General features: G+C 46.5%; 12 protein-coding genes. All 12 read right to left on the bottom strand.

The genetic code is table 11. The features are described 5' to 3' along the window. Window positions 1-61: 61 nt before the first annotated feature. The 12 genes from AB4Z08_RS25995 to AB4Z08_RS25940 all read right to left on the bottom strand — a co-directional run bounded on the left by AB4Z08_RS25995 (window position 62) and on the right by AB4Z08_RS25940 (window position 24854). Complete coding sequence (locus AB4Z08_RS25995) at window positions 62-1183, bottom strand: efflux RND transporter periplasmic adaptor subunit (RefSeq protein ID WP_441576701.1); 1122 nt, start codon at window positions 1181-1183, stop codon at window positions 62-64. Between the two features lie 40 nt (window positions 1184-1223). Next, window positions 1224-4502, bottom strand: a complete 3279-nt coding sequence (locus AB4Z08_RS25990; RefSeq protein WP_441576700.1) for an efflux RND transporter permease subunit — start codon at window positions 4500-4502, stop codon at window positions 1224-1226. 53 nt (window positions 4503-4555) lie between these two features. Continuing rightward, a complete protein-coding gene (locus AB4Z08_RS25985) occupies window positions 4556-5938 on the bottom strand; it encodes a TolC family protein (RefSeq protein WP_441576699.1) in 1383 nt (460 codons plus the stop codon). Window positions 5939-6058: 120 nt separating this feature from the next. Continuing rightward, window positions 6059-7378, bottom strand: coding sequence for a sensor histidine kinase (locus AB4Z08_RS25980; RefSeq protein ID WP_441576698.1), 1320 nt, complete (start codon window positions 7376-7378; stop codon window positions 6059-6061). Beyond that, on the bottom strand, window positions 7375-8064 hold the full coding sequence (locus tag AB4Z08_RS25975) for a response regulator transcription factor (protein WP_441576697.1): 690 nt from the start codon (window positions 8062-8064) through the stop codon (window positions 7375-7377). The genes AB4Z08_RS25980 and AB4Z08_RS25975 overlap by 4 nt, the downstream gene beginning before the upstream one ends. A gap of 165 nt (window positions 8065-8229) precedes the next feature. Further along, window positions 8230-14736, bottom strand: coding sequence for an FG-GAP-like repeat-containing protein (locus AB4Z08_RS25970; RefSeq protein ID WP_441576696.1), 6507 nt, complete (start codon window positions 14734-14736; stop codon window positions 8230-8232). Window positions 14737-14961: 225 nt separating this feature from the next. Further along, complete coding sequence (locus tag AB4Z08_RS25965) at window positions 14962-16170, bottom strand: redoxin domain-containing protein (protein WP_441576695.1); 1209 nt, start codon at window positions 16168-16170, stop codon at window positions 14962-14964. 23 nt (window positions 16171-16193) lie between these two features. Continuing rightward, the gene (locus AB4Z08_RS25960; RefSeq protein WP_441576694.1) at window positions 16194-17303 is read right to left on the bottom strand and encodes a redoxin domain-containing protein; all 1110 of its coding nucleotides are present in this window, start codon (window positions 17301-17303) and stop codon (window positions 16194-16196) included. 17 nt (window positions 17304-17320) lie between these two features. After that, window positions 17321-18406: a redoxin domain-containing protein gene (locus AB4Z08_RS25955; RefSeq protein ID WP_441576693.1), complete on the bottom strand. Its 1086-nt coding sequence runs from the start codon at window positions 18404-18406 to the stop codon at window positions 17321-17323. Window positions 18407-18427: 21 nt separating this feature from the next. Continuing rightward, window positions 18428-19849, bottom strand: a complete 1422-nt coding sequence (locus AB4Z08_RS25950; protein WP_441576692.1) for a RagB/SusD family nutrient uptake outer membrane protein — start codon at window positions 19847-19849, stop codon at window positions 18428-18430. Between the two features lie 18 nt (window positions 19850-19867). Further along, window positions 19868-23416, bottom strand: coding sequence for a TonB-dependent receptor (locus AB4Z08_RS25945; RefSeq protein WP_441576691.1), 3549 nt, complete (start codon window positions 23414-23416; stop codon window positions 19868-19870). A 286-nt stretch (window positions 23417-23702) separates the two neighbouring features. Then, window positions 23703-24854, bottom strand: coding sequence for a FecR family protein (locus AB4Z08_RS25940; RefSeq protein ID WP_441576690.1), 1152 nt, complete (start codon window positions 24852-24854; stop codon window positions 23703-23705). Window positions 24855-24901 lie beyond the last annotated feature (47 nt).

Raw genomic sequence — 24901 nt, 5'->3', positions numbered from 1 at the left:
GAAAAATAAAAAGGGACTGCCTCCAGTGAGAGACAGTCCCTTTGATTCATCATCTATCTACCTACTTAACTTTTACATTGGTGGCGGGCGCATCGTCCCTTACTTCTTCGCTGGCGACGGTGATTAAAGTATCACCGGCAGTCAGATCTCCGAAGACTTCCGTCTTACCATTTTCACTGCGGCCTATTGTAACGGGCACCCACTTTGTTTTTTTGTCCTGTACTTTCACTACAAACACCCCTTTGGTAGAATTCAGTACTGCAGTAGAAGGCACTACGAAGTTGCTGGTACTGCTATTCAGCGGAATAGCCACTTCTGCTACCATACCGGGTAATAAAGTTTTATCGTTGTTGGCCACATCAATTTCGATGTGCTGGGAACGGAGTTTGCGATCCAGCGCTCCTGCCAGGCGTATTACTTTTCCTTTGAAAGGTTTATTGGCCAGTGATCTTACGGTAAAATTCACATCGCTCTGGTTACTCAGATAGCTGGTATATGCTTCCGGTACACTCACTACCAACCTCAGTTTCTTTTGCTCCTGCAGGGTGAATATGGGCATTTCAGAACCTTTACCGGAAGGCCCTACATAGGCGCCGGCGCTTACATTACGCGCGGTGATAACCCCGTTAAAAGGTGCACGGATTTCCAGGTAATTACGGTTATCTCCTACTTCACGGTGGGCCGCTTTGGCAGCGTCCAGTTGCGCCAGGTCCGATTTCTGGCGGGCAAAGGCTACGTCCAGGTCGTTTTGTGAAATAGTCCCGGGCGTTTTACTGGTTTCCAGCAAACGGTCGTAAGTGGCTTTACTGGAAAGATAGATAGCCTCCTGTGACTTCAGCCTGGATTCAGCACCAGATAGCTGTGAATTGATTTCTGGCGCTTCCATGGTCGCCAATATTTGTCCGGTGGTGACTTCACTACCTACGTCTACATTCATCTTTTTAATAAAGCTGCTGACTTTGGCGTAAAGGTCTACCTGCTGGAAAGCAATCAGCTCACCGGGTATTTGTATCGAAGAAGAAAGACTTCCTTTTTCCAGGGAGAATACGTCCAGTGGCGGCACTGTTACAGATGCGGATGTGTCTTTTCCTTCTTTGGCGCCGGAGGAACTGCAACTGTACAGTCCTGCGGTGATAATCATTGCTGACAATAAAGGAAATGTTATACGGAAACCGCTGTTCATAAAATATATTTTAATAGAAATTAGATGATTAAAATGATGGTTATGCTTTTTCGTCTGAAGGAATGTAGTGTGTACTTTCTTCATCTCTCGGATGCAGCGATACGCTTTGTGTACCCGCTTTACCCTGTCCCCAGGCGAAGGCTAAAGGTAATATAAACAACGCCGCGAAGGTAGATGCCACCAGGCCTCCAATCACCGCTCTTCCCAAAGGAGAAGACTGATCACCCGCTTCACCCAGTCCGCTGGCCATTGGAATCATACCCACCACCATTGCCAGGGCTGTCATTACGATAGGACGCAAACGCAGCGCTGCCGCCTCTGTAGCAGATACCAATGAATTGCCATTATGCTTCCTTAACTGCTCTGCATTCGTAATCAGCAATACCGCATTGGAGATCGACACCCCTACCGACATAATCATACCCATGTACGATTGCAGGTTAAGTGTAGACCGGCAAAGCATCAACAGCGCCAGAGAGCCGAGTAATACCGCCGGGACTGTAGCCAGTACAATCGCTGATACTTTAAACGACTGGAAGTTGGCGGCCAGCATCAGGAAGATCACCACTATCGCTACAATCAACCCACTCTGTAAACTGTCGAGCGTATCGGTGAGTGTGTTGCTCAAACCAATCATTTCTACGTTCAATCCACGGGGTAACGGACCCAGTGCTGCTATCGCTTTCTTCACACCCGCGGAGGCTGTCCCCAGATCTATATTATTCAGGTTGGCGGTCACTGTCATCGTAGGCATCGCGCCGAGGTTATCCACTTCACCGTAAGTAGTATCTGTTGATAAAGTAGCCACATCACTCAATAAAGGCCGGGAAGCATTTTTCAGCAATGGGATTTCTCCAATCTGATCTTTACTGTTCATCTTACTTTCCGGAATCTGTACCTGTACGTTATAGCTCAGTCCTGCTTTTTCATCTACCCATATATTTTTCTCCGTTAACCGGGAAGACGAAGTGGAAGCAGTGAGTGAACGCGAAACATCGCTCACATCCACGCCCAGCTGTGCGGCCCGGATACGGTCTATATTTATATTGATGGCCGGATACTTAATAGATTGTCCTATTTGTACATCCCGCAGGTAAGGTACTTTCTTCAACTGGTCCACCAGTTCCTGTGCATATTTTTCGCTGAGCTTTCTATCACGGCCCGCAAACCTTACCTCTACGGGTGTTGGTGAACCCTGGCTCAGAATCTTATCTGTCAGCTCTATTGGTTCAAAGGAAAGCTTCATCTGCGGATCAATGGTTTTCGCTTTTTCCCTGATCTTATCCTTCAATTCCTCGAGATTGGTTTTATAATGTTCGCTCAGAGAAACCTGCAACACTGATTCGTGCGGACCTGCCATCCAGAGGAAGATAGGTGCGGTAGAAAACAGCTGTGGGTGCATCCCGATATAGGCAGAAGTAATAGATACATTCTCTTTTCCTACTATCTGGTTGATGCCATCCAGCAATTTAATCGTTTGTTGTTCTGTGCGTTCAATACGTGTACCATCCGGTACCCTCATCCTTACCTGGAACTGACTGCCATTTACTTTCGGCAGCACATCCCGGCCGATGCCGGAAAGCAGCAAGGCCACGATGCCGCAAACAATCACCAGGTAAGCAATAACGATCGGCTTGCGATAAGGCATCATCCTATTGATAAATCGCAGGTAGCGGTTACGCAATTTCTCGAAGCGGCTGATCTTACCATCCCGGTTGCTGTCCGTACGTTCTACCAGCATTTTTTTCTGCTCCCAGGTATCATGTTCTCCTGTGCCGGCAAGACCAGATGCAGCGAATTCTTCTGCATCAGACATATTACTGCCATCTGCTTTTTTATGATGTTTTCCTTTCATCACCCAGTTGGCCATAATAGGCACAAAAGTTTGTGCAAGGAAATAGGAAATGATCATACTGAAACCAATGGCCAGCGCCAGTGGCAGAAACAGGGAGCCGGGGATGCCACCCATTGTAAACGCCGGTGCAAACACGGCGAGGATACAGAAAAGGATGAGCAGTTTCGGGAAGGCAATTTCCTGACAGGCATCCCAGATGGCCAGCGCCTTGGGTTTGCCCATGTCCAGATGCTGGTGAATATTCTCTATGGTTACCGTACTCTCATCTACCAGGATACCAATGGCCAGTGCCAGCCCGCTCAGCGTCATGATATTGATGGTTTGCCCGAAGAGGCTGAGGAAAAGTACAGCTGAAATAATGGAAGTAGGGATGGTGAGGATAACGATCATCGCCCCCCTGGGATCACCCAGGAAAAGCAACACCATCAATCCCGTCAGAATAGCGCCAATCGTACCTTCCGTCAACAGGCTTTTTACGGAGTTGATAACGTAGGTAGACTGATCAAATTCATACGTCAGATTCACATCCTCCGGTAACTGTGCCTTCATTTTAGGCAACGCCTTTTTCAGGTTCTGTACTACTTCCCAGGTAGAAGCATCGGCACTCTTGGCGATACTCAGGTATACAGAGCGACGACCATTGACCAGGGCATAGCCCGCGGTAACATCAGCGCCATCTTCTACGGTCGCCACGTCGCGCAGATAGAGATTTTGTACATCTCCCTTAAATAACGGAATATTTTCAAAATCCTTTACTGTGCGGATAGTGGTATTGGAAGGCGTGATGTAGTTATTGTCACCAATACGCACATTACCTGAAGGAGCTGTCTGGTTATTTAACCGCATGGCTTCCACCAGTTGATCTGCCGTCATATTATGTTGGCGGAGCAGCTCAGGATCAGCCTTGATCACCACGGTGCGCATGTTACCACCAAAGGGAGTGGAACCTATCAACCCGGGAATGGAGGTAAAGGAAGAACGCACGTACACATTGGCCATATCCAGCAATTCATTATTACTCCGCTTATTGCTGCTCAGTACCAACTGCCCCACCGGTAAGGTAGAGGCATCAAAACGGATCACGAATGGTGGATTGGAACCGGGTGGAAAGATGGCCTGAATCCTGTTGGAAAAGGCGCTCACTTCTGCGGCTGCCTGGGCCATGTTTGTACCAGGATAGAAATTGATCTTCATGAGGGTAAGCCCCTGGATATTCTTTGTTTCTATGCTTTTAACACCATTTACAAACAGGAATATATTGATATATTGTTTTGCGAAGAAAGACTCCATCTGCTTCGGGGTATATCCTCCAAAAGGATGGGATACATAGATCACAGGCATGTCCAGCTTCGGGAAGATGTCTATCTTAATCGTACTCACCGCTTTTACCCCGAAGAAGAACAGGCCGGCAACCAGCACCAGGATAGTAATAGGTTTTTTTAATGCGAAACTGATTAAGTTCATGATAATGAAGTGTTGATAAATAAAGCCATCAATGGCGTCCGTTTAACGAAAAGCTAGTTCTCAAATATGCTAAAATCTCCTACTGCTGCAGCTTTCAGCAATAAAGCCTGCCATACATTGCTATAAGCAATATCTCTGTCTGTTTCTGCTCTGATCAGTGCATACAGTGCCTGGGTTACATCTACCAGGTTTGTCAACCCGTTTTTATAGAGTACTGACTTCTGTACATACGCATCTGAAGCGGCTTTCACCTGTACCGGCACTTCGAGATAATTATCCAGTGCATTCTTTATTTTGGTATCAGAAAGACTCAGTTGCGCCCTGATCTGCTGACCGGCGAGATCATATTCATATTGTAATCCCTGGCTGATCAGCTTTTGTGACCTTACCTGCCGGGAGATACGGAAAGGCTGTGTGATATTCCAGGTAACGCCCACACCCAGGAGGTAGTTGGTGCGGGTAGGCTTCACGCCATCCCAGTAGTTATGGGTGAAGTCACTTTGGTCGGCCGCATAGCCGTAACCAAAACCGGAGCCCCTTGTCTGCAACACACCTACCAGCGTAAATGCCGGGTAATAAAGGGTTTTGGCGTATTTCGTCTGCTCATCACTTAATGCAATACGGCTTTTATACCATTGCAGCAGCGGATGATTTTCCGGGTTAAAGGTTTGGTCAGGAAGCGTTGGGATACGGGTCATATAAGAAGTATCCACTACAAAAGACTGTGGCGCCACGCCCATGAGTTGTGCCAGCTGATTGCTTTGTTCCTGCTCAAAATCTATTGCTTTTGTCAACGCAATTTTGGCGCTGGAGTATTCTGCGTTTGCCTGTGAGGAGTCTACGCCGGCAATGAGTCCATTCTTTACGCGGGTCACTACTACTTTGCGGATGGTATCTGCACGCTGCAGGTTTTCCTGGTAGGAACGGGTGAGCTGTTGTGCAGCTACGAGGTTTAAATAAGTGGCCGCTACTTTAATTTTGTGCTTAAAAATCTCTTGTTGCCAATCTTTATCGTTCTGTGTAGCGGCCGCTAATGCTGTTTTCACCTTTTCCTTTGCTCTTCCGAAGGCAAAGAAATCCCAGTTGATATTAGTAAGGTATAATGAGCCAAAGGAGGCGTTCCAGTTCTGATGATCGAGCGGCAATCCGGAGGAGGCCACACTTAAGCCTCCGAAGCCGTATAACGGCCCGTTTTGCCCGTTGACAGTACCATAGTCCTGTTGAGCTGCCACGTTAAAATTGGGCAGATAATCGCGGCGTGCCTGGGATACCTGTTCCCGGGAAGCAGCTGTATAGCTGGCTTTGGCTTTGATCGTTCCATAGTTGGCTATGGCGGTATCAATGGCCTGTTTAAGGGTAAAGACCTGTTGGGCCTTTACATTGTAGCCGGCAAACACCGCTACAACAGCCAACAGCAAATATTTCTTACTCCACATGAATAAATAGATTTTACGGTTGAAATACCCTGAAGGATATTCATACGCAAAATGACTCCATCATTTTGAAGTAACTTTGAAGGAAATTCAAAATTGTGATTTTTTTTGGGAGAGATGTGGCTAATCTGTCAGCATATCCGCTGTAGTCAAGGCTTCGCCGTTCATCACAATTGGCTGATCCTCTTTAAAAAAGTATACATGAATGTTGTGCCAGCCCTCTGCATAGGTATAATCTATGGCATAACCATTTACTTCACAGATCTGTTTTACGATGGCCAACCCCAGACCAATACTATCATTGCTCTGATTACTTTTCTTAAACCGTTGAAACAGTTCGCAGGTAGGACTCTGCGGAGGTAGCCCTGTATTGCTGATACAGAATTCGCGGTGCGTGAGTACCACGTCAATCTGGCCACCATCGCGGTTGTGCCGGATGGCATTGCTCAGCAGGTTATTGATCAGCATTTCTGCCAGGGCCGGGTGAATGTTAAGCGGCACATTCTTATCCAGGTTAGTGGTGAGCCTGATTTCCCTCATAATGATCCAGTCTTCATAAGTGGCAATCACATCTTTGGTTACGCGGCAAAACTTCAGGCTTTCTGTTGCCTTGAATTCCTGATTTTCCAGTTTGGTCAGCAGGATCAGCGAGCGGTTAATATGAGAGAGCTTTTCAATGGCATTCTGCATATCCCCTATCAGCGCGGCTTGTACACCATCAATATTTGTTTCCGACAGCAATTCTATTTTACTGCGGATGACTGCCAGTGGTGTTTGCAGTTCATGCGAAGCATTTTCACTGAACTCTTTCACTGCTGCATAATCTTCCATGGCCTTATCTGTCATTTTGGTGAGGAACGCATTGAGTTCTTTGAATTCAGTGGTGCTGGTTTGCGGCAGCTGCAATTTATTTTTCTGCTTCAGATCGAAGCTGTGAATGGCTTTCATGGTACGGCGCAAAGAAGAAAAGATCTTCCGGGAAAGGAATCTGGCCGTGATAGATACTGCCGCAATCATCAACAGCATTTTCCATACTACCGTGCCCAGCATGCCTTTGAAGATCTCTTCTGACTTGATCACATAGTTGAAAGAAGATATTTTATAATGCTGTGCCCCTATTTCGTAATAGGAGTTCACGGTAATGCGACATTCTTTGTGGCCCAGGTCTTCCGCCACGTAGTTATCCTTTGTTACGGTCACCTTTTCTTCCGGCAGGGCGCCTGGCAGCAGGCTGATTTCAATAGGTCTGCCATGGGTGTAGTGGTCTGGCTTCTCTCCCGCCCGGAGTTGCTGTGCCACCCGGTCGTTGACTTCTTTCATGCGCTCTACTTCCGCCTGATCCAGGTGTTTTTTGATATTGTTCCGGGAGATGACCATGGTAATGGGCGTTACCAGGAACACGATACCAATGAACCAGAGCGTTATTTTGTTGAGTAGCTTCATGTTTTGGATGTATTAAACTTATAGCCTAAGCCATATACCGTTTCAATGTAATCTGTCCCTTCTACTGCACTGATCTTCTTCCTCAGGTTTTTTACATGCTGGTAAACGAAGTCAAAATTAGCCAGATTATCGGTATAATCCCCCCAGAGGTGGGCGGCAATTGACTGCTTCGAAAGTACGCGGTTTTTATTTACCACAAAATACAACAACAAGTCAAATTCTTTGCGGGTAACATCCAGCAGGATATCATTGACGGTGGCTTCCACCGTATCGGTATTAAGTACTATTTCATTGAAAGTGACGAGGTTATTGTTAATCCCTTCCAGCTTTTTACGGCGGTAAATGGCCCTGAGCCGGGCATGCAGCTCCGGCAGGTGGAAAGGTTTGGTCACATAATCGTCTGCCCCGCCTTCCAACCCGTTGACCTTGTCATCCAGCGCATCTTTGGCCGAAATGATCAGAATACCGATGTTGATGTTCTCCTGGCGGATATATTTAAGCAGCTCCAGACCGTTGCCGTCCGGAAGCATAATATCCAGCAGGATACAGTCGTACGTGAATAACGTAAGCTTTTCCCTCGCTGTCTCAAAGGTATAAGCCAGCTCGCAGATGTACTTTTCACCGTTAAGGTAATCCGAGATGCCACTGGCTAATTCCTTGTTATCTTCTACAATCAATACTTTCATAAAAACATACCTGGGTGTAAGGTGGCATGTAAATTTATAGCAATTTTGAAGTTTCGGGAGGGGAATTACAAACCGTGCCGCATATCCGGAAAATAAAGCAGCCATTTCAACAAACTATGAAATGGCTGCTTTTAAATAATGACGCGTTATTTACCTGTTGTACTACTACATTTTAATAAACCTCAAAGTATAAGGCTGCCTGGTATTACTTTTCAGCACAGCCATGTAATAACCGGATTGCAACGATTGAATATTAACCGTTACCTTATTCTTTCCTCTTACATCGATCGTCTGCTTTCCTGTGGCACCACTGATACTCAGGATATCCAGTGTTTCCCAGTTATCTTCGGCTTTAAGGTTTGTGAGCACCAGTTCTGTCGTCACCGGATTAGGGAAGATAACAGGCATGTTACCAACGTTGGTTACAGGTAAATGGTAATCGACCGGATCTGAAATAGCTGTGCATTTTCCGGCTGTAACGACCACCCGATATTTGCCATCAATTACAGGTGTGTAGCTGGTTCCACGGGCATCTGCTGTTACCCACGATCCATCGGGCAACAGGATTTCCCAGCTGTAAGACAAACCCGGCAGCCCGGAAACAAGCAGGAAGGTCGTTTTGTTTTCCACCAGCGGCTTATCGGGTTGCTGATAGGATACGGTAATAGTATCAGAATTACCGGATAACATACAACTGAGACTCGGGGGCGTTATAGTGCAATAAAAATACACGGAGCCACTTCCGCCTGCTGATGCAGGAATTGAGAAATCAAGGGCATCTCCCATCCACGTTCCTGATCCCACCTGCGTTACTCTGTTATTACTATTTTGCATCCATACTTTCACCATGCTTCCATTCTCTGCACTGGTGCTGTTAAACTTCAACGGAAGGATACTGCCCACACAGGCGGTAGCAGGACTTTTTAATGTGCCCCCCACTTTTATGCTACCAGCGGCCTTCATCGTAATGACATTACTGGTATCTGAATGATAAGGCTGGCAGCGCTTTCCTAAGGTGTGCATTATCACACTTACCTGGTCTCCTACTGCAAGTTTGTCGATAGAATAATCATCATTGACAAAAATAGTCTGCCCGTTCAATCGCCATTCCAAAAAATATTCTGATGGAATGCCTGATGATTTTATTGCAAAAATCACCTTCCCTTTATTGCAGATCATTTCAGTAGATGCCCGGAGGCTGATGAAAGACTTTACTACCTCAGATACTTTCACGGTCACTGCTACTGCCGTGTCGCTGACAGGAACAACACAAGCCATGTTGCTGGTCATCACCACATTTACCTGGTGAGATACAGTAAAGGTATCAGACGAAAACGCAGGTCCGGTAACGTTCATAATTTTATCGTCCACTTTCCATACATATGCAGGATGATCGCCTCCGTTCAATGGGCTCGCAGTGAGTGTAAAAGCGGTTCCCGGACAAATCTCTTCCTGCAACGCGGCAACATATACACTTGGCTTGTGGTTGGCATTCACGGTAAGCACTATTTCATTTTCTGCATTGCCGTCCACCAAACAACGATAAATGTAGCCGTTGAAACTTCCCGGTGCTTTTTTAAGTGACAGTGTCGCAGTTGACTTCCCGCTATAGACTGCCGTATTTGGTACATCGGTAAAACCATTGCCGGTATTTACCTGCCATGCATATGTTGATCCTGAAGCCTTAGCCTGTAGTGTTGTATCTGTATTTTCGCAAATGACAACGTTAGTTGCCGAACCGATCTGATTTCTGAATATAGCTATCCCCTGATCGCCCCATGAAAAGGTCACCAAATCAGGTTGATGATCACCATCGAGGTCATTGATGATAGTAACAGCAGCAGGCGAGATGCCAGTTTCAAGCCTGAAAGGAGGCTGCATGGCAAATTTGCCTCCGGTAGTACTATTCCTGGTTAAGGGAATGATACCGGTGGATCTTTCCATTCCGGCGATGTCTATGAGTCCATCGCCATCGATATCCCCCATGGAAGTATAATGCATACTGGAACCGGATGCCACTTCCTGCACAGGCAAAAATCCTGGCTTGCCGCCGGTGCTGTTATTGATATAAATACTTAACCGTGAATTATCATAACTGCTGACTACAAAATCTTTCAGGCCATCTGCATTGAGATCTCCGGCTGTAAAGCCTGCTGCCATCTGATGATCTGCTACCGGCACAACTTCGAAAACAAAGTGTCCAGGTACGCTTTTATTAAGCAACAGGTGGTTAGCCATAATATCCGGCTTTCCATCATTGTTAAAATCACCTGTGGCTATATTCATCAGGTATCCGTAGCGGGATAACGAGACCTTCTCTCCAAAGCGGATATGAGCGCCATCGCTGACATTGGGCAACACCATCACACCATTATCGTAAATAGCTAACGCAATATCTGCTTTGCCATCACCGTCATAATCATTAACCACCATTTCGGGGTTTTCAGGTGTCGGGAAACTATCTGCCAGTTCAAAGCTAATGTTACCCCTGCTGCTGGTGTTCCGGTATACATAAGCCTTCCGGTTACCTACATATGCGATCATATCCGGCTTACCATCTCCGTTAAAATCACCAACAACCTGTTTGTTGCCCCAGAGCTTTACTCCCTGGACGAAACTGATACTTCCCGGGCTGCTGGTATTGCGGTATACATACCCTGACACCAGATCCGGTTTCCCGTCACCATCGATGTCTGCGATATCTCCCTCCCCTGCTCCTCCGCTCAATATTTGTTTTTTACCAAAAGAAGCTTCATCAAAATCACCTTTCTTACCGGGAAAAGTAATCGTAAATATTTCCGTTGAATAGCCAATGCGGCCGCCGGTAGTTACTGACAGCGGCTTATAAATGGCTCCTGCCGGTACTTTTGCGGTAATGGTGTTACCAGAGGCCGATATTATTTCTGCTGCTATCCCACCAAAACTCACGCTATTTTCAGCGGAACTATTCCCAAAGTTTTTCCCTGTAATCGTTACGGTGCTGCCCACTGCTCCGGTAATAGGGGAAACACTTGTGATGACAGGCGGATATCCAAAATTAAAGCCCCCAAGTGTATCTGATCCCTGTGGCGTAGTAACTGTTACTTCACCGGAGGCGGTTTTCCCTAATAGTACGGTGATCAGCGTATCAGTAACGCTTTTAATAGCTGCTACCGGCTTACCGCCTACAGTCACACTGGAAGCACCTGTAAAAAGATTCCCCTTTATCGCCATCTCCGTTCCTTCAACGCCAATGGTAGGGGTAAAGGACGCAATGCAGGGGCCTGCCGTTACCTGATTTCTGTAAATAAACATTTCCCCCGCAAACGGATCAGAAACCACCATGTCATTTTTGCCGTCACCATCTACATCAATCAGGGTAATTCCCTCCTGTTGCATTCTTTTACCATGGAAAGTAATAGACCGGCCGAAAGAGATATTTCCCGGCGTACTTATATTCTTAAACACTTCTGTTTTGCCGGCAGTCAGGTTTTCAACGGAATGATTCACTACCAGGTCTGGCCGGCCATCACCATCCAGATCGTTGAGTGCAACTGTACTCGGGCCTTCCAACAATTTATACAATGCCTTGGTAAAAGTCATTTTTCCACCGCTGGAGGTATTACGATAAATCTGGTAGGAATTGAAGCCCACATTCGGGTTTATCACATCTGGTTTTCCGTCACCATCTACATCTCCTATCGCCACATCGTATGGAGTGATGGCAGGTATCTCTATCGTCTCTCCAAGTGCAATATTTTCAATAGTGCTGGTATTTTCTATTACCCGGACAGACTGATCACCACTACTAAATTGTATCAGATCTGGTTTTCCATCACCATTCATGTCCAACGTATGATCAAAATTGCTGGATCCAACGTTGACATCTGTGCCGTTTCCGTTAACACCTGTATTTACAGGTTCTTCCATTAAAATATTACCTGCTGTACTGTAATTTTTATAGATAAATATTTTATCCCCAATGGTGCAAACAATATCTGGTCTTCCATCTCCGTTCATATCAGTCACCCCCGTCAGGAAACCAGGATATATTTTTCTCTCTCCATAACTGATTTGTCCTGGTACAGAAGTATTGAGGATAACGTTGATTTCCCCATCACGCTGGTTACCGAGTATGATCAGGTCAAGCCTTCCATCTCCATCCATATCCTGTGTATATATTTTATGCAGAAACGAATAATAGGTGGTATCTGTTTTCTGATCGGCGAATTGTATATTTCCAGGGGTACTGATATTTCTGCGGGTGGTAAACATCATACTTTGCGCGGGAGTCATCAAATCAGGCTTACCGTCACCATCCATATCTGCCAGTGTTGCCTTGATGGCACCTTCCATTTGGTATTTTATAGCCGGGGCAAAAGATCTGTTATTGATACTGCCTCCATCCGGAAAAGTAAGCATGAATTTGTCTGCCGACCAGGCCGACAGATAATTACGGGTAACAGAAATGGGGGCATATGCTGCGCCAGCCGGCACACGCACAGTTAACTTAACCGCAGTGGCTGTAATTACCTGCGCACGCACCGTACCAAAATATACCATGTTGTCTGCAGCCACCGTACTGAAATTAGTACCCTCAATGGTAATAGTCTCACCCACTGCAGCTGTCAGTGGCTTAAAGCCTGTAACTACCGGAGGCTGATAATAGATAAAATTGCCTACTGTCAGCTGTCCGGCTACCGTTTTAACGGTAACAGGACCACTGGCATTCAAAGGAACGATAGCGGTTACACTCACGGGGGAATGAATGATGAAAGATTTTACGGGTGTGTTGCCAATAATGATACTGGTAACATCTGCCAGACAGCTACCCGTTATTTCTATATGAGTTCCTACAGTTCCGGATAAAGGCGCCGCTGTTTTAACAGATGGCATTGCCTTAAAACCTCCGGCTTTCACTGTGCCTCCACGCGTTTTCAATGTGATCTCACCGGTAGAACCAACACCCAGCACGGCACGAACCTGCTTGTCCGATATGACCTTAAAGGATGCTGCAGGGAGTCCACCGAATATAATTGACGAGGTGTTACCCAGGTTCATGCCATTAATGGTAATAGTGTCTCCCGACAAAGCGTTGACAGGTACAAAATTATTTATCACCGGTGGGGGTAAATATGTAAACCCATCTTTATACCCATATCCCATCGGCGTAAGTACTTCCACTTTACCGGTTGATCCGCCGCCAACCTGCGCCAGTATGGTATCAGCAGATTGCACGGTGAATGCCGTCTGCCTTCCGCCCAGTGCAACATTTATAACATTGTAAAAATTCTTGCCGGCAATTTTGATCGTCTCACCAGCGGCAGCTGAATCCGGAGCAAACCAATTCACAATAACCGGCGGATAGTACTCCTGGTAAAGGGTAAGCGTATCGGATAACGATTGGTTGGTAACAACCAGACTGATGGTATCTGTTAACCTGGAAGGATCATGGTTATAGGTTGTGTGATAATTGTTGCTCAGCAGCACGCCATTAAGTAACCAGCTATATTGATAACCGGGTTTGCTTGCATTTACAAGTTTAACAACATTCGTCATTAATGCACCAGTAGTATCTATTGAAAAGCTGGCATCCGGTATCACAGGTCCTCCTGCATTGTTGCTAAATTCCAGGTGACCGTGTCCTCCTCCGACCCATAGCAGCTCCTGCCCCATACATTGGATATCATTGAAAGTGTATCCCTGCCAGGTAAATGCCGGTATACGCTGCAGCCGTTCCCAGCTACTGCCGCCGTCTGTGGTTTTATAGACAACAAAAGATTCTGATAAACCGTAGCCTACTTTCTCACTGATAAATTTCATTTTACTGAAGCCGTTCTTTTTCGCCCTCAGATTTGCCTTTTCCAACCAGGTGGTACCGCCGTTAGCGGTGTAGTAAAGGTGTTCAGCTGCCTCATTGGCCACCACTATCCAGCCCACATTTTCACTGATAAACGAAGTAGCCCGGATCCGCCCGGCAGGCGTATTTACAACGGTAAAATCTTTTCCGTTGACTGTCTTTAGCAACGGCGTGTTCTTATTATTAGCACTATTGATCCATACATGTGAATTATCAGTCATTTCGATATTACTCATATATGCATTAGCTGCCGTATGAGTAATTGTCCACGACTGTCCATAATCACTGGTGGTCAGTACCCTGTCTGCATCCACAGCGAAACCGGTTCCGCTATTTTCTGAAAACCTGACATCCTTGATGCCGGTATGTATTTCGAAAGGGTTAAACTGGGAATGATAAACCAATTTGAAATGATTACCACCATCTGCCGAATACAATATGGCAGGAACATATCCATAATCCCCGTATACAATCAACCGATTTTTATCAAATGCTTTTACTCCTGCTACACCAAAACCAAACGTAATATTTACCTCGTATCCGGAAAAATCCACATTTTGAGTAGTGATACTTTTCGAGATGAAGGTATGCCCGGTATCTGTCGTATATCCAATACTGTTAGTAAATGCCACATAACCTTCTGTGGGGGTATAAAAACACATCCGGACAATTTCCTGACCGGCATTATTATCCTGATATACCTGCCGTAGCTGTCCTGAAACACCAGGAGCCAATAGCAGCAACAAAATAAAAGTGAAGAAAGCAGAAAAAATTCCCGGTATGCGGGAATGCGTAAAGCGGCTTAGGGAGCGCTCCGGTAAGGCTACAGACATTGTATTAATTTAGGTATAGGCAGAACCGGCATTATGTAGAAATGTCGGTTCTTACCGGGTAATTCTTTGCGTGAAGATAGTAAAGAGTTAGCAATCATTTGAAAACTGCTATCATGATAAATATAATACAGGTAAGGTTTTACAAGGTAATTCCCCAGTGATGTGATAGCAAAAAAAATCCCCGCAGCAAAAGCTGCGGGGACACCGAACCATTATTTCCGGTCCTTACGAACCGAAAATCTCTTTCAACTTCTTATTCATTGCTTCGTCATCCTCACCACCACCGCCATAGCGGCCAATGATCATGCCCTGCGGATCAATCAGTATTTTGGTTGGCAGTGAATGAATACCATAATAATCGCTTACATCCTCCGGATTGGGCAGGTTCTTTTCGCGTTTGCTCCAGTCGAGGCCACGGAGCACATGGCGCCAGATGCCAATACCATCCTGGTTCACCGCCTTTTTCCAGGCTTCGTTATTGGAATCATCATCAGATACGCCGATGATTTCAAAGCCTTTGGCGCTGTATTTACCATACAGTTCTTTCAGGTGGGGGTTGCCTTTGCGGCAGGGACCGCACCAGCTGGCCCAGAAATCGAGCATTACGTATTTGCCTTTAAAGTCGGCCAGGTTAAGGGTTTTGCCTTCAATATCCGTTTTGGTGAATTCGTGCGCGGGGCTACCGGGAGAGCCTGCACGCAGTCCGTCCAGTTCCTTTTTGATTTCGATACCATCACGGCTTTGCTGCATAGCCGGCGACATCTTCGCATAGAAGGCTTCTCCTTCCTGTAAAGGCATGCTGCTTACACGGTAACGAAGCAGCTGAGCCGATACATAAGAATCAGGATATTGCTCCACGAAAGCCTTGTCTACCTTCTCCATTTCATCGTAGTAAGGCTCCATCTGATCTTTTATCTTATCGAGCTTTGTTTTATAGGATTCCAGTGTGGCTTCGGGCTTCTTTCCCTTCATCGCGGCGATGTATTCCTTGTTCAGCTTATTAAACGCATCGGATAAAGGTTGTAGCTTTTTCTGTATCGGTGCTCTGGCAGCGGAGAGTTTATCCTGGTCCTGCTGTACTTTGGAGCCTGTAAGCTTCGCGTCTTTCAACCGGCCGGTAGCGGATGTCAGTTTCATAGGAGCCGACTCCATAAAAAAGCTGGACATGTCTCCTTCTCCATACATGGCGGTTTTCCAGTCGAGGTACATGCGAGCTTCCACGGGCTGCACCAGTTCACCATGAAAAGTGAACCTGCCATTTTTGGACATGACGCTGTCTGTCTGGTATTTATCTCCACCGGCGGCATAGCTGAGGTATACGTAACGATTGGGTAAACCTTTGATCTCTCCCGCAAGCGTAAATGGCGCTTTTGTTTGTGCCTGGGCTCCCAACTGCAAAGCAATGAAGGGAAGGGCGATGAGCATATATTTCATACAATTATTTTTTAGTAAGATGATTATAAAACTTCTGCCAGCTTCTTTTCGAGCTCATCGCCATGCAGATCTTTTGCGATGATCTTTCCGGATGGATCAATCAGCAGATTACTGGGGATGCTGCGGATATCATACTGTTTGGCGACGGCGTTGTTCCAGAATTTCAGGTCTGACACGTGTGTCCAGGTGAGGCCATCCTGGTGGATAGCGTTGAGCCACTTTTCTTTGCCGTTGGGCTGATCCAGCGATACGCTGAGCACCGTGAAGTTCTTACTGTTGTATTTATTAAATGCTGCCACTACATTCGGGTTTTCTTCCCTGCACGGGTGACACCAGCTGGCCCAAAAATCAACCAGCACATATTTTCCGCGGAAATTCTTCAGGGAAACGGGCTTTCCGAGGGTATCATTCTGGGTAAAATCGAGCGCCATACTGCCGATGCCCGTGAGCTTATTTACGCGGATACTGTGGGCCAGTCGTTTCGCCGGACCGTTTTCTTTTGCGGCGGGTGACAGTTTATTAAAGATGCGTTCTTTTTCATCGAGTGGCAGGTCGTTCAGTTGCGATAACAAAGACGCGCTGATACCGGATTGAGGATGTTGAAGCAACCATTGTTTGGTGAGGTTTTCGTTTTCCTCACGCATTCGTTTCATTTCGGGCTCCAACGCAGCAAGACCTGCAGAATCTTTTTCCGTGTATAATTTATTGGCCTGTTTGTAGAGGTCTTCCTGTCCTTTTAACCCGGGCGCCTGTTTCAGCATGGCGGTATATTCGTTGTTGTCTTTTATGAATTGCGGCCCGGTAAACACGGCGTCTTTAAACATGGGTCCATCGCCTTTAATGGTGATGTTACCTTTATCCAGGTAATAGAAGGTCATGCTATAGTCGCCATAAGATTTCCCGATCCGGATCACATAAAAATCGGCTTCCCCCCTATTGATATTTGTTTTGATGGTGAAGCCGCCGGCGGTGGTTTGCACGGAGTCGCGGCGGTCATCATCGCCCTGTGAGCGCCAGTACACCCATTCACCTGCCGGCAGGTTTTTGATAGTGGCGGTAATGGTGGTATTCTGTTGTGCCTGTGCTGCGGCGGTAGTGAGTATCGCGGCCAGCAGTGCGATTGTTTTTTTCATACCTGTTTGTGGGTTTTCTATTTTAATATTTCAGCAAGTTGTGTATGCAGTTTCGCGCCTCTTAATTCTTTCGCGATAATAATTCCCTGCGGATCTATGAGGAAAGAACAGGGAATTGCCTGGATTCCGTATTGTTGCGCCACCTCATTACGGAAGCCTTTCAGATCGGATACCTGCATCCATGGCATGCCGTCCTTGGCAATGGCTTCTTTCCATTTGTCTGCTTTTTCATCGAGTGATACGCCGAGGACGGTAAAGTTTTTGTCTTTGAATTTATTGTATGCTTTCAGCACATTCGGATTTTCTGCGCGACAGGGACCGCACCAGCTGGCCCAGAAATCGAGGAGCACATATTTACCTTTAAAATCGGATAAGTGCACGGGCTTACCGTCTACATCTCCCTGGGTAAAATCTATCATAGGCTGGCCAATAGCGCTCTTTTTCAGGATGGCTAAGCGGGCAGCCAGCCTTTTGCCTACAGCTGTTTGTTGGGCAGCAGGCGACAGCAATTGGAAGACACTGTCTACCGGTGCATATTCACCCATAATCGCCATGTCTGACACCAGATCTACACTCACCACACTTTCGGGATGTGCTTTGATATATGCTTTGGATCTTGCTCTTCTTTGTAAACGCAGGGCTTCGATTTTTGCTTCCAGTGCAGCTTCCGCAGTATCGTTGCCTTTTACTTCATCATATTTTGAATAGAGGGTATCTTCCTGCGCAGAAATATCCGCGATGGAATTTCCGTATGCTTTATAAGCATCCTGAGAAGCAGAACCCGTGATCTGCAACTGGCTGATGGAATCTATATTTCCGTTTATCTGTACGGCAGTATTTTCCATGAACAGTTCCAGGTAGCGGGTGGTGGTGCCGATATAAATCTTTTGCGGTTCCGCCATGGTACCCGTCCAGGTGAACTTCCCATCCTTCACCGGAATGGTATCTGTTTTAGCAGAATCACCAACCGGTATGGAAATGTAAACAACGGAGTCTTTCAGGCCCGTTATGGCAGCCGTAATACTGGCTGTGGGCGCCTTGGGCTGACTGCAGGCAGCAGTGAGCAGCAGTGCGGCAAACATGGTTTTTGTGTGGATCTTCATACTGAGTTTTTAAGGTGTTAATTATTTTTGGTAACCTGGATTTTGTGGTCCGATAGCCGGGTTGTTCAGGAATTCCTGGTGCGGAATCGGCAGAATATATTTAACCTTATCATTAGCCGTAGGCCGCAGTTCCTGGATTAGTGCAGATGGAAGCCGTAGTAAGGCCATCCATTCCTGTCCGTCTTCTCCTACCAGGTTCCTGGAAGTTTCGAGATACAATTGCTTTAGTACATCGTTTACGCTAACGGCATTGTCTACCGCTGCGAAGTTGGTTACGCCGGCATGACCCATAATATTTTTGAGGATATCGCGGGCAGCGGCTAAGCTGCCACCAGCACGTACGATGGCTTCGGCCTTCAGCAGGTATACCTCTGATAAGCGGATGGCATAGGCAGTTTCCGTTAGTGGCGTAGGTTTATTTCCCTCCTGGATGTACTTCAGGAAGTAGTAGGTATCATCCGCATAACGGTTGGCGGTGCCTATCATCCAGGCGCCGCGTGGATCATTCGCCAGCAAATCCTTCAATGCTTTTTTAGCGACATACAGGGAAGATGCACCTGGCCAGTATTGCTTGCTGAGAACATAATAATAGCTTTCCTGATTTTGCTGCGACTTTATACCCAATATTACTTCCGGACTGGTTAATCCTTTCACGTAAAAGAGATCCTTCATTTGTGGCTCCAGGGTATATTTACTGTTCAGAATGATACTGTCGGCCAGCGCTGTCACCACCGGATAATCCGCAGGTTGGCCGTGGCTCATCAGCACCCGCATCTTCAGCGCCATAGCGGCCCAACGGGTAGCATAGATCGCCTGATTTTGTGCAGACGCATTGGCAATGGCATCGTCCAGATCCGAGAGAATGGAAGCATAACTGTCTTTCACTGAACTACGTGCTTTGGATATCTCTCCCACTGTTACAAATTCATCCCGCAGCAAAGCGCCAAAAGGACTATTCAAATCAAACCATTGTCCGAAGTAGCTCAATAATTTAAAATGCCCGTAGGCCCGCAGGAATCGTGCTTCTGCGAGGATCTGCTTTTTACGGTCACCGGTAAATCCTTTATCATCCAATGCCGTAACCCCTTTGATCACACCATTGGCCGCGTTGATGATTTCATAGGAATTAGTCCAGTATACATCAGAGAACATGGAGTTATTATAGTTATTAATCTCTCCTTCATCAGCCCCATATCCATATCCCATATATCCCGCAAATACAGCAGGAGACACTTCATGCTCCATCCATCTCGTCACGTTGTTTTCCGCCTGCACATTTGCAAAGCGATAGTAAACGCCATTCAATGCTATTTCAGAGGTGCGTTGATCCAGGATGGTATTACCATCCACTTTGGCATTTTCAGGCAGTTTCCCCAACTCCTTTTTGCAGGCTACACCTGCTATCAAAACCGCACCGAGCATTACATATATGATCCTTTTCATAAAATCTTTTTTGTTGTTTTAAAATCCAAAACGAAGACCGATATTATATTGCTTCGTTGTGGGGAAAGTGCTTACATCGCTGCTGCCGTTGATCAGACTGTAAGGGTTGTTACTTACCTCCGGATCGGGACCCGGATATTTGCTGATCGTAAACAGGTTGGTGGCAGAAGCATACATGGATGCATCCCTGATATGCAGTGAGGAAGCGACTTTCGCCGGAAGCTGATAAGTGAGTGTAATGGATTTTAATTTGATATAGGAACCATCGTATATATCGTTGCTGGAAGGACCTGTAGCATTTTCGCCCAACATCAGTCGTGGACGGTCATTGCTCGGATGTTCCGGCGTCCAGCGCTCTTTAATCTTTACGCCTCTGTTGGCATAGCTATCGAAATATTTATTCTGAATATCTGTCAGGTATAGCAGTTCTCCGCCGTAAGAATAAGTCAGTAAGGTAATCAGACTGAAATTTTTAAAGGTGAAGGTGTTGGTAAATCCACCAAAAAATTTGGGCTGAGAATTGCCGATAACATCACTTTTGAAGAAACCATCATCTCCGATTTCATACATCGGATCGCCGATACCCAGGTAGGGAGCAAAGTACCGCGCTAACGTAAATTCTTTTTTATATGCTTCCAGCTCCTTTTCGTTCTGGATGATTCCTTTCATTTTATAGCCGTAGAAAAGACCCAATGGCTCTCCCTTCCTTACGATGGTATTACCCTGAATATAGGACTCGACAGTCCCTGCATTGGTAAAGTCACCGTTGATATCTGTTACCTTACTTCTATTACCGGAAACATTAATGGCGCCTGTCCATTGGAATTTTTTATGTTTAATAAAATCCATCCGCAGATCCAGCTCCAATCCTTTATTGTTGATGGTGGCAAAATTGGAGATCACGTTGTTGTAAGAGGAACTGGGAGCCAGCTGTGTAGCCATTAATAAGCCCGTGGTATTTTTCTCATAATATCCGAACACACCGCGTAAACGGGAACCAAACATTTCAAAGTCCAGCCCCAGGTCTTTCTGCAAAGTAGATTCCCACTTGATTTTATCATTACCCAGCTGAGTAGGTATCAGTGCATTTACACCACCATAGGAACCAGGTGTATATAAAGTATAGTAAAGATTATCACCAAAGTTTTGTGTACCGGTATAACCCGCGCTGACCCTAAGTTTCAGTTCATTCACCCAGGTTGCCTTTTTCATAAACGGCTCTTCTGAAATACGCCATGCAGCACCACCGGAAGGGAAATAACCTACCCGGTTACTGGATGGAAATTTAGAAGATGCATCTGAACGGCCGGTAAAAGTGAGCAGGTATCTTTCTTTCAGTGCGTAATTGGCGCGCATATAAAAGCTCAACAATGAATTCTGACCGGAAACACCTGTTCCGGGTAAAGTAATAGCAGCGGAGGAGAGGTTGTTGAGATATTTATCATCCGGAAAGCCCTGCCCACTGGCGGAAAAGGAATTGTAACGGTATTTCTGCCAGGAAGTACCACCCAGTAAATTCAGCCGGTTGTTTTCATTAAACTGTTTATCCCAGGTCAGGGTATTTTCAAAAAACAGGTTTACGTCCTCCGTTTGCGCCTGTGCAGCGGTACCTCCATTGGAATCGTCTACCCCACTCGGCGAAGCGATAACGGCGGTACTGGGAACATAATTCAACTGATGGTAATTGTTATAGTTTACAGAGATGGTGGAGCGGAATTTCAGGTCTTTCAGCACATCATAATCACCGGACAGGGATCCCAGAAGGGAAGATGTTTTTCCTTCATTGATGCCGTCCAGCAGGATCATCGGATTTTGATTACCCTGGTAATCATAGCCGCCTATCTGGGAGCCCAGGAAGCGGTAGTAAGAACCATCTGGATTGCGTGCCGGCAAAGTTGGCGGGGAAAAAAATGCAGCGGGATAAACGCCGTTGGTGATATTATTTTTAGTGAATCCGTAATCGAGGTTGGTGATAACCCGGAGGCGGCTCGTGATTTCATTATCCAGGCTGATCTTACCGGAAATACGGGAGAAATCAGTTCCCAGCACCACCCCATTCTGTTTGTTATAGGCCAGAGAAGTATAGTAACGGGAGCCTGAGCCACCGCCGCGAACAGAGATATCTGCATTTTGTGAGCCGGCATTGCGTAACACCAGGCCTAACCAGTCGGTGTTAGCCGTACCCAGACTGCCCGGATTATTCAGAATATTGTTGGCTTTGGTGCTGGCGGGATCACCCGCTGCTGCTCTTGCATCATTCAGATTTTTAGCAGCTTCCTTTAACAGCGAAATATAGTCAGTAGCATTGAGCAGTTTTTCTTTAATCGGGGTACTCACCCCCGCATAATAATTGGCTTCCAGTACCGGTTTCTGATTCAGTTTTCCTTTTTTGGTGGTGATGATGATCACACCGTTGGCCGCTTTGGACCCGTAAATAGCCGTGGCGGAGGCATCTTTCAGGATATCGATGCTTTCAATATCGTTGATATTCAAACCTGCCAGGCTATTCAGCCCCCTGGAGAAGGAACCACTTACACCATTGTTCGGATCATCGCTACCGGCCCTTTCTATCGGATTCACCACTTCTGCCTGGTTCTGTATATACCTGTTCTGTATGGTTACCTGTACGCCATCAATGATGTAGAGTGGGTCGTTGCCCCCCAGCAGCGAGGTACCTCCCCGGATACGGATTTTGGCTACACCGCCCGGAGAGCCATCCGACTGGGTTACCTGTACGCCTGCCGCTTTACCGGAGAGCGCCTGGTCGATGCTGGTATACGCTACATTCTTTACTTCGTCTACGTTTACGGAGGCTACCGAGCCGGTAAGGTCCTTTCTTTTAGTGCTGCCGTAACCTACTACCACGTATTGGTTCAGGTCATCGACTTTCGCTGTCAGCTCCACTTCTATAGAGAGCTTACCACCGGTGCTGACGTTCTGGGATTCAAAGCCTACACAGGTGATGATTAATACAGGGCGGGCACCCGCATTGCGAAGTAAAAAGAAGCCCGCCTGATCCGTGATGGTAGCTATATTGCTTCCTTTTACCCGCACCGTTACACCCGGCAGCGGATGCCCTTTTGTATCCACTATTTTACCGCGGATCTCCTCCGGCGGCGCCGCTTCATCATTGCTGTTACGTTCCGGTGTAGTGGTTGTTTTCCTGGAAATAACAATCGTATTTCCTTCCACATCGAAACTCAGAGGTTTGCCCTGTAACAGTTTCCCTAATGCTACCTTCAGTGGTACTTCCCTGATCTCTGCCGAGACCGGGCTCACATCTGACAAATCTTTGCTCCGGTAAAAAAAGACGTAACCGGTTTGCTGTTTAATCACACTGAATACCTGCTGTAGCGGCATATCCTTGCAGGAAACAGTGACCGTTTGTGAAACTCCGCTGGCACAAACGTGTAAAGCCAGCACCGTTAATAAAACTGCGGTCATTCTCATTACTCGCCAGATTTTGGTTACATAATCAGTCCCTGGTTGAGGGGACCTTCCTTTAACAAGTGAACCAACCAATGACATGGCATACCCATGCCGGTTGCGAACAACATTAATTTTCATACCTTAGATTGGTTTTTGGTTGACAAAATGTTTCTCATCCGCCTTTGCAGGCAGTGAAAAGCTTTCCTAAAAAAGGTTAACCATTGATCAAAAACCTGGTGCGGACGCCAATCTTGACACCAGGTTTTTTTTATGGATGAACATAAGACCTCCGCGTCCGGTGGACCTCATTACTTCATAACATGATATTACGGATAGCTATCTGTGCGGGCGTTGGTGAAGGCCCTGCACAATGGTTGGTTTGCTGACGTTGGTGGTATCAGCTATGGTTGGTTATTGATTTAATTTATGGATAAATGATAATCCTTCTTCCATCTTCCACTTTAAAGTTTATTCTTGCCTGAGACAATACTTTCAACAGCTGCTCCTGGGTAAGACTTCTACCTATTTCCCCGGTAAAGGTTCCTTCCGGCACTTTATCACTATACCTGACTTCTATATTATACCACCGCGATAATTGTCGCATCACGGTAGGGATGTCTGCTTCATCAAAAGAAAAATACCCGTTCTTCCAGGCGATGGCGCTGCTGGCATCTACCCTGCGTACTTCTTCCATTTTGTTCCCTGAGGCGCTCACCCTGGCCTGACGTCCGGGGAGCAGTAGTTTCCCTTCATCCCCGCCTGACCTTACCAGTACCGCTCCTTCCAGCAGTGTGGTATTGATGGTCTTTTCATCTGCATAGGCATTGATATTAAAATGTGTGCCCAGCACCAATACTTCCATCTGATTTACTTTTACGGTAAAAGGACGATTCGCTTCAGTGGCCACTTCAAAATAAACTTCCCCGGTGATCGTCACATTTCTCTCTTTGCCGGTAAATGCGGTTGGATAGCTGATAGAAGAACTTGCGTTCAACCATACCTCCGTACCATCCGGCAACGTAATTTTATATTGTCCGCCGCGGGGCGTCCGGAGTACGTTATAAGCAACCGCTGTTGATGTGGCATCGTTGTGCTTATAAACGATTTGTCCGTGTGTTGTTTTCTCTACTTTACTATTCCCCTGCACCGACAATACACCTGTGCCGGCACTGTCCAGGTTCACCACGGTGCCATCTGCCAGGGTAAGGGTCGCTTTTTCCCCGCCATGCATAATCGGCACTGCTTTTTGTACCAATGAGGCTTTTTTTTCGGATTGAAACCAGTAAAAGCCACCACCCGCTGACAGCAGTAATATTACTGCGGCAGCTATTTTCCAGTTAAAGCGGCGCATCGGCACCACTTTCTGATGTGTTTCCGGGAGCGTGGCGGCATGTAACCGCCTGCGCATCCGCAGCTCCATCATCGCCTCCGTTTCGGCTTCCTCCGCCTTTAAATGAACTGTCAGCGACTGTTCATCATATGCGTTGTACCATTGCAGTAAACGGTCCTTCTCCTCATCACTGGCCGCTCCGGCAAGGTACTTTTGTGATAGTAAGGCCAGTTCTTTAATTTCCATCCGTGTTAATCATTTACAGGGTGCTACATAGATAAGTCTTCAAATAA

The sequence above is a fragment of the Chitinophaga sp. RAB17 genome (assembly GCF_052114225.1).
In the GTDB taxonomy this organism is placed as follows: Bacteria; Bacteroidota; Bacteroidia; order Chitinophagales; family Chitinophagaceae; genus Chitinophaga.
The sequence above is the reverse complement of the archived record's forward strand: the minus strand, read 5'-3'. Positions and strand labels throughout refer to the sequence as shown.

What these genes read in the sequence shown, in the direction of transcription:
- AB4Z08_RS25950 (WP_441576692.1), bottom strand. Translation starts at nt 19,849, where the DNA reads ATGAAAAGGATCATATATGTAATGCTCGGTGCGGTTTTGATAGCAGGT.
- AB4Z08_RS25965 (WP_441576695.1), bottom strand. Translation starts at nt 16,170, where the DNA reads ATGAAATATATGCTCATCGCCCTTCCCTTCATTGCTTTGCAGTTGGGA.
- AB4Z08_RS25970 (WP_441576696.1), bottom strand. Translation starts at nt 14,736, where the DNA reads ATGTCTGTAGCCTTACCGGAGCGCTCCCTAAGCCGCTTTACGCATTCC.
- AB4Z08_RS25995 (WP_441576701.1), bottom strand. Translation starts at nt 1,183, where the DNA reads ATGAACAGCGGTTTCCGTATAACATTTCCTTTATTGTCAGCAATGATT.
- AB4Z08_RS25985 (WP_441576699.1), bottom strand. Translation starts at nt 5,938, where the DNA reads ATGTGGAGTAAGAAATATTTGCTGTTGGCTGTTGTAGCGGTGTTTGCC.
- AB4Z08_RS25945 (WP_441576691.1), bottom strand. Translation starts at nt 23,416, where the DNA reads ATGAAAATTAATGTTGTTCGCAACCGGCATGGGTATGCCATGTCATTG.
- AB4Z08_RS25975 (WP_441576697.1), bottom strand. Translation starts at nt 8,064, where the DNA reads ATGAAAGTATTGATTGTAGAAGATAACAAGGAATTAGCCAGTGGCATC.
- AB4Z08_RS25960 (WP_441576694.1), bottom strand. Translation starts at nt 17,303, where the DNA reads ATGAAAAAAACAATCGCACTGCTGGCCGCGATACTCACTACCGCCGCA.
- AB4Z08_RS25990 (WP_441576700.1), bottom strand. Translation starts at nt 4,502, where the DNA reads ATGAACTTAATCAGTTTCGCATTAAAAAAACCTATTACTATCCTGGTG.
- AB4Z08_RS25980 (WP_441576698.1), bottom strand. Translation starts at nt 7,378, where the DNA reads ATGAAGCTACTCAACAAAATAACGCTCTGGTTCATTGGTATCGTGTTC.
- AB4Z08_RS25940 (WP_441576690.1), bottom strand. Translation starts at nt 24,854, where the DNA reads ATGGAAATTAAAGAACTGGCCTTACTATCACAAAAGTACCTTGCCGGA.
- AB4Z08_RS25955 (WP_441576693.1), bottom strand. Translation starts at nt 18,406, where the DNA reads ATGAAGATCCACACAAAAACCATGTTTGCCGCACTGCTGCTCACTGCT.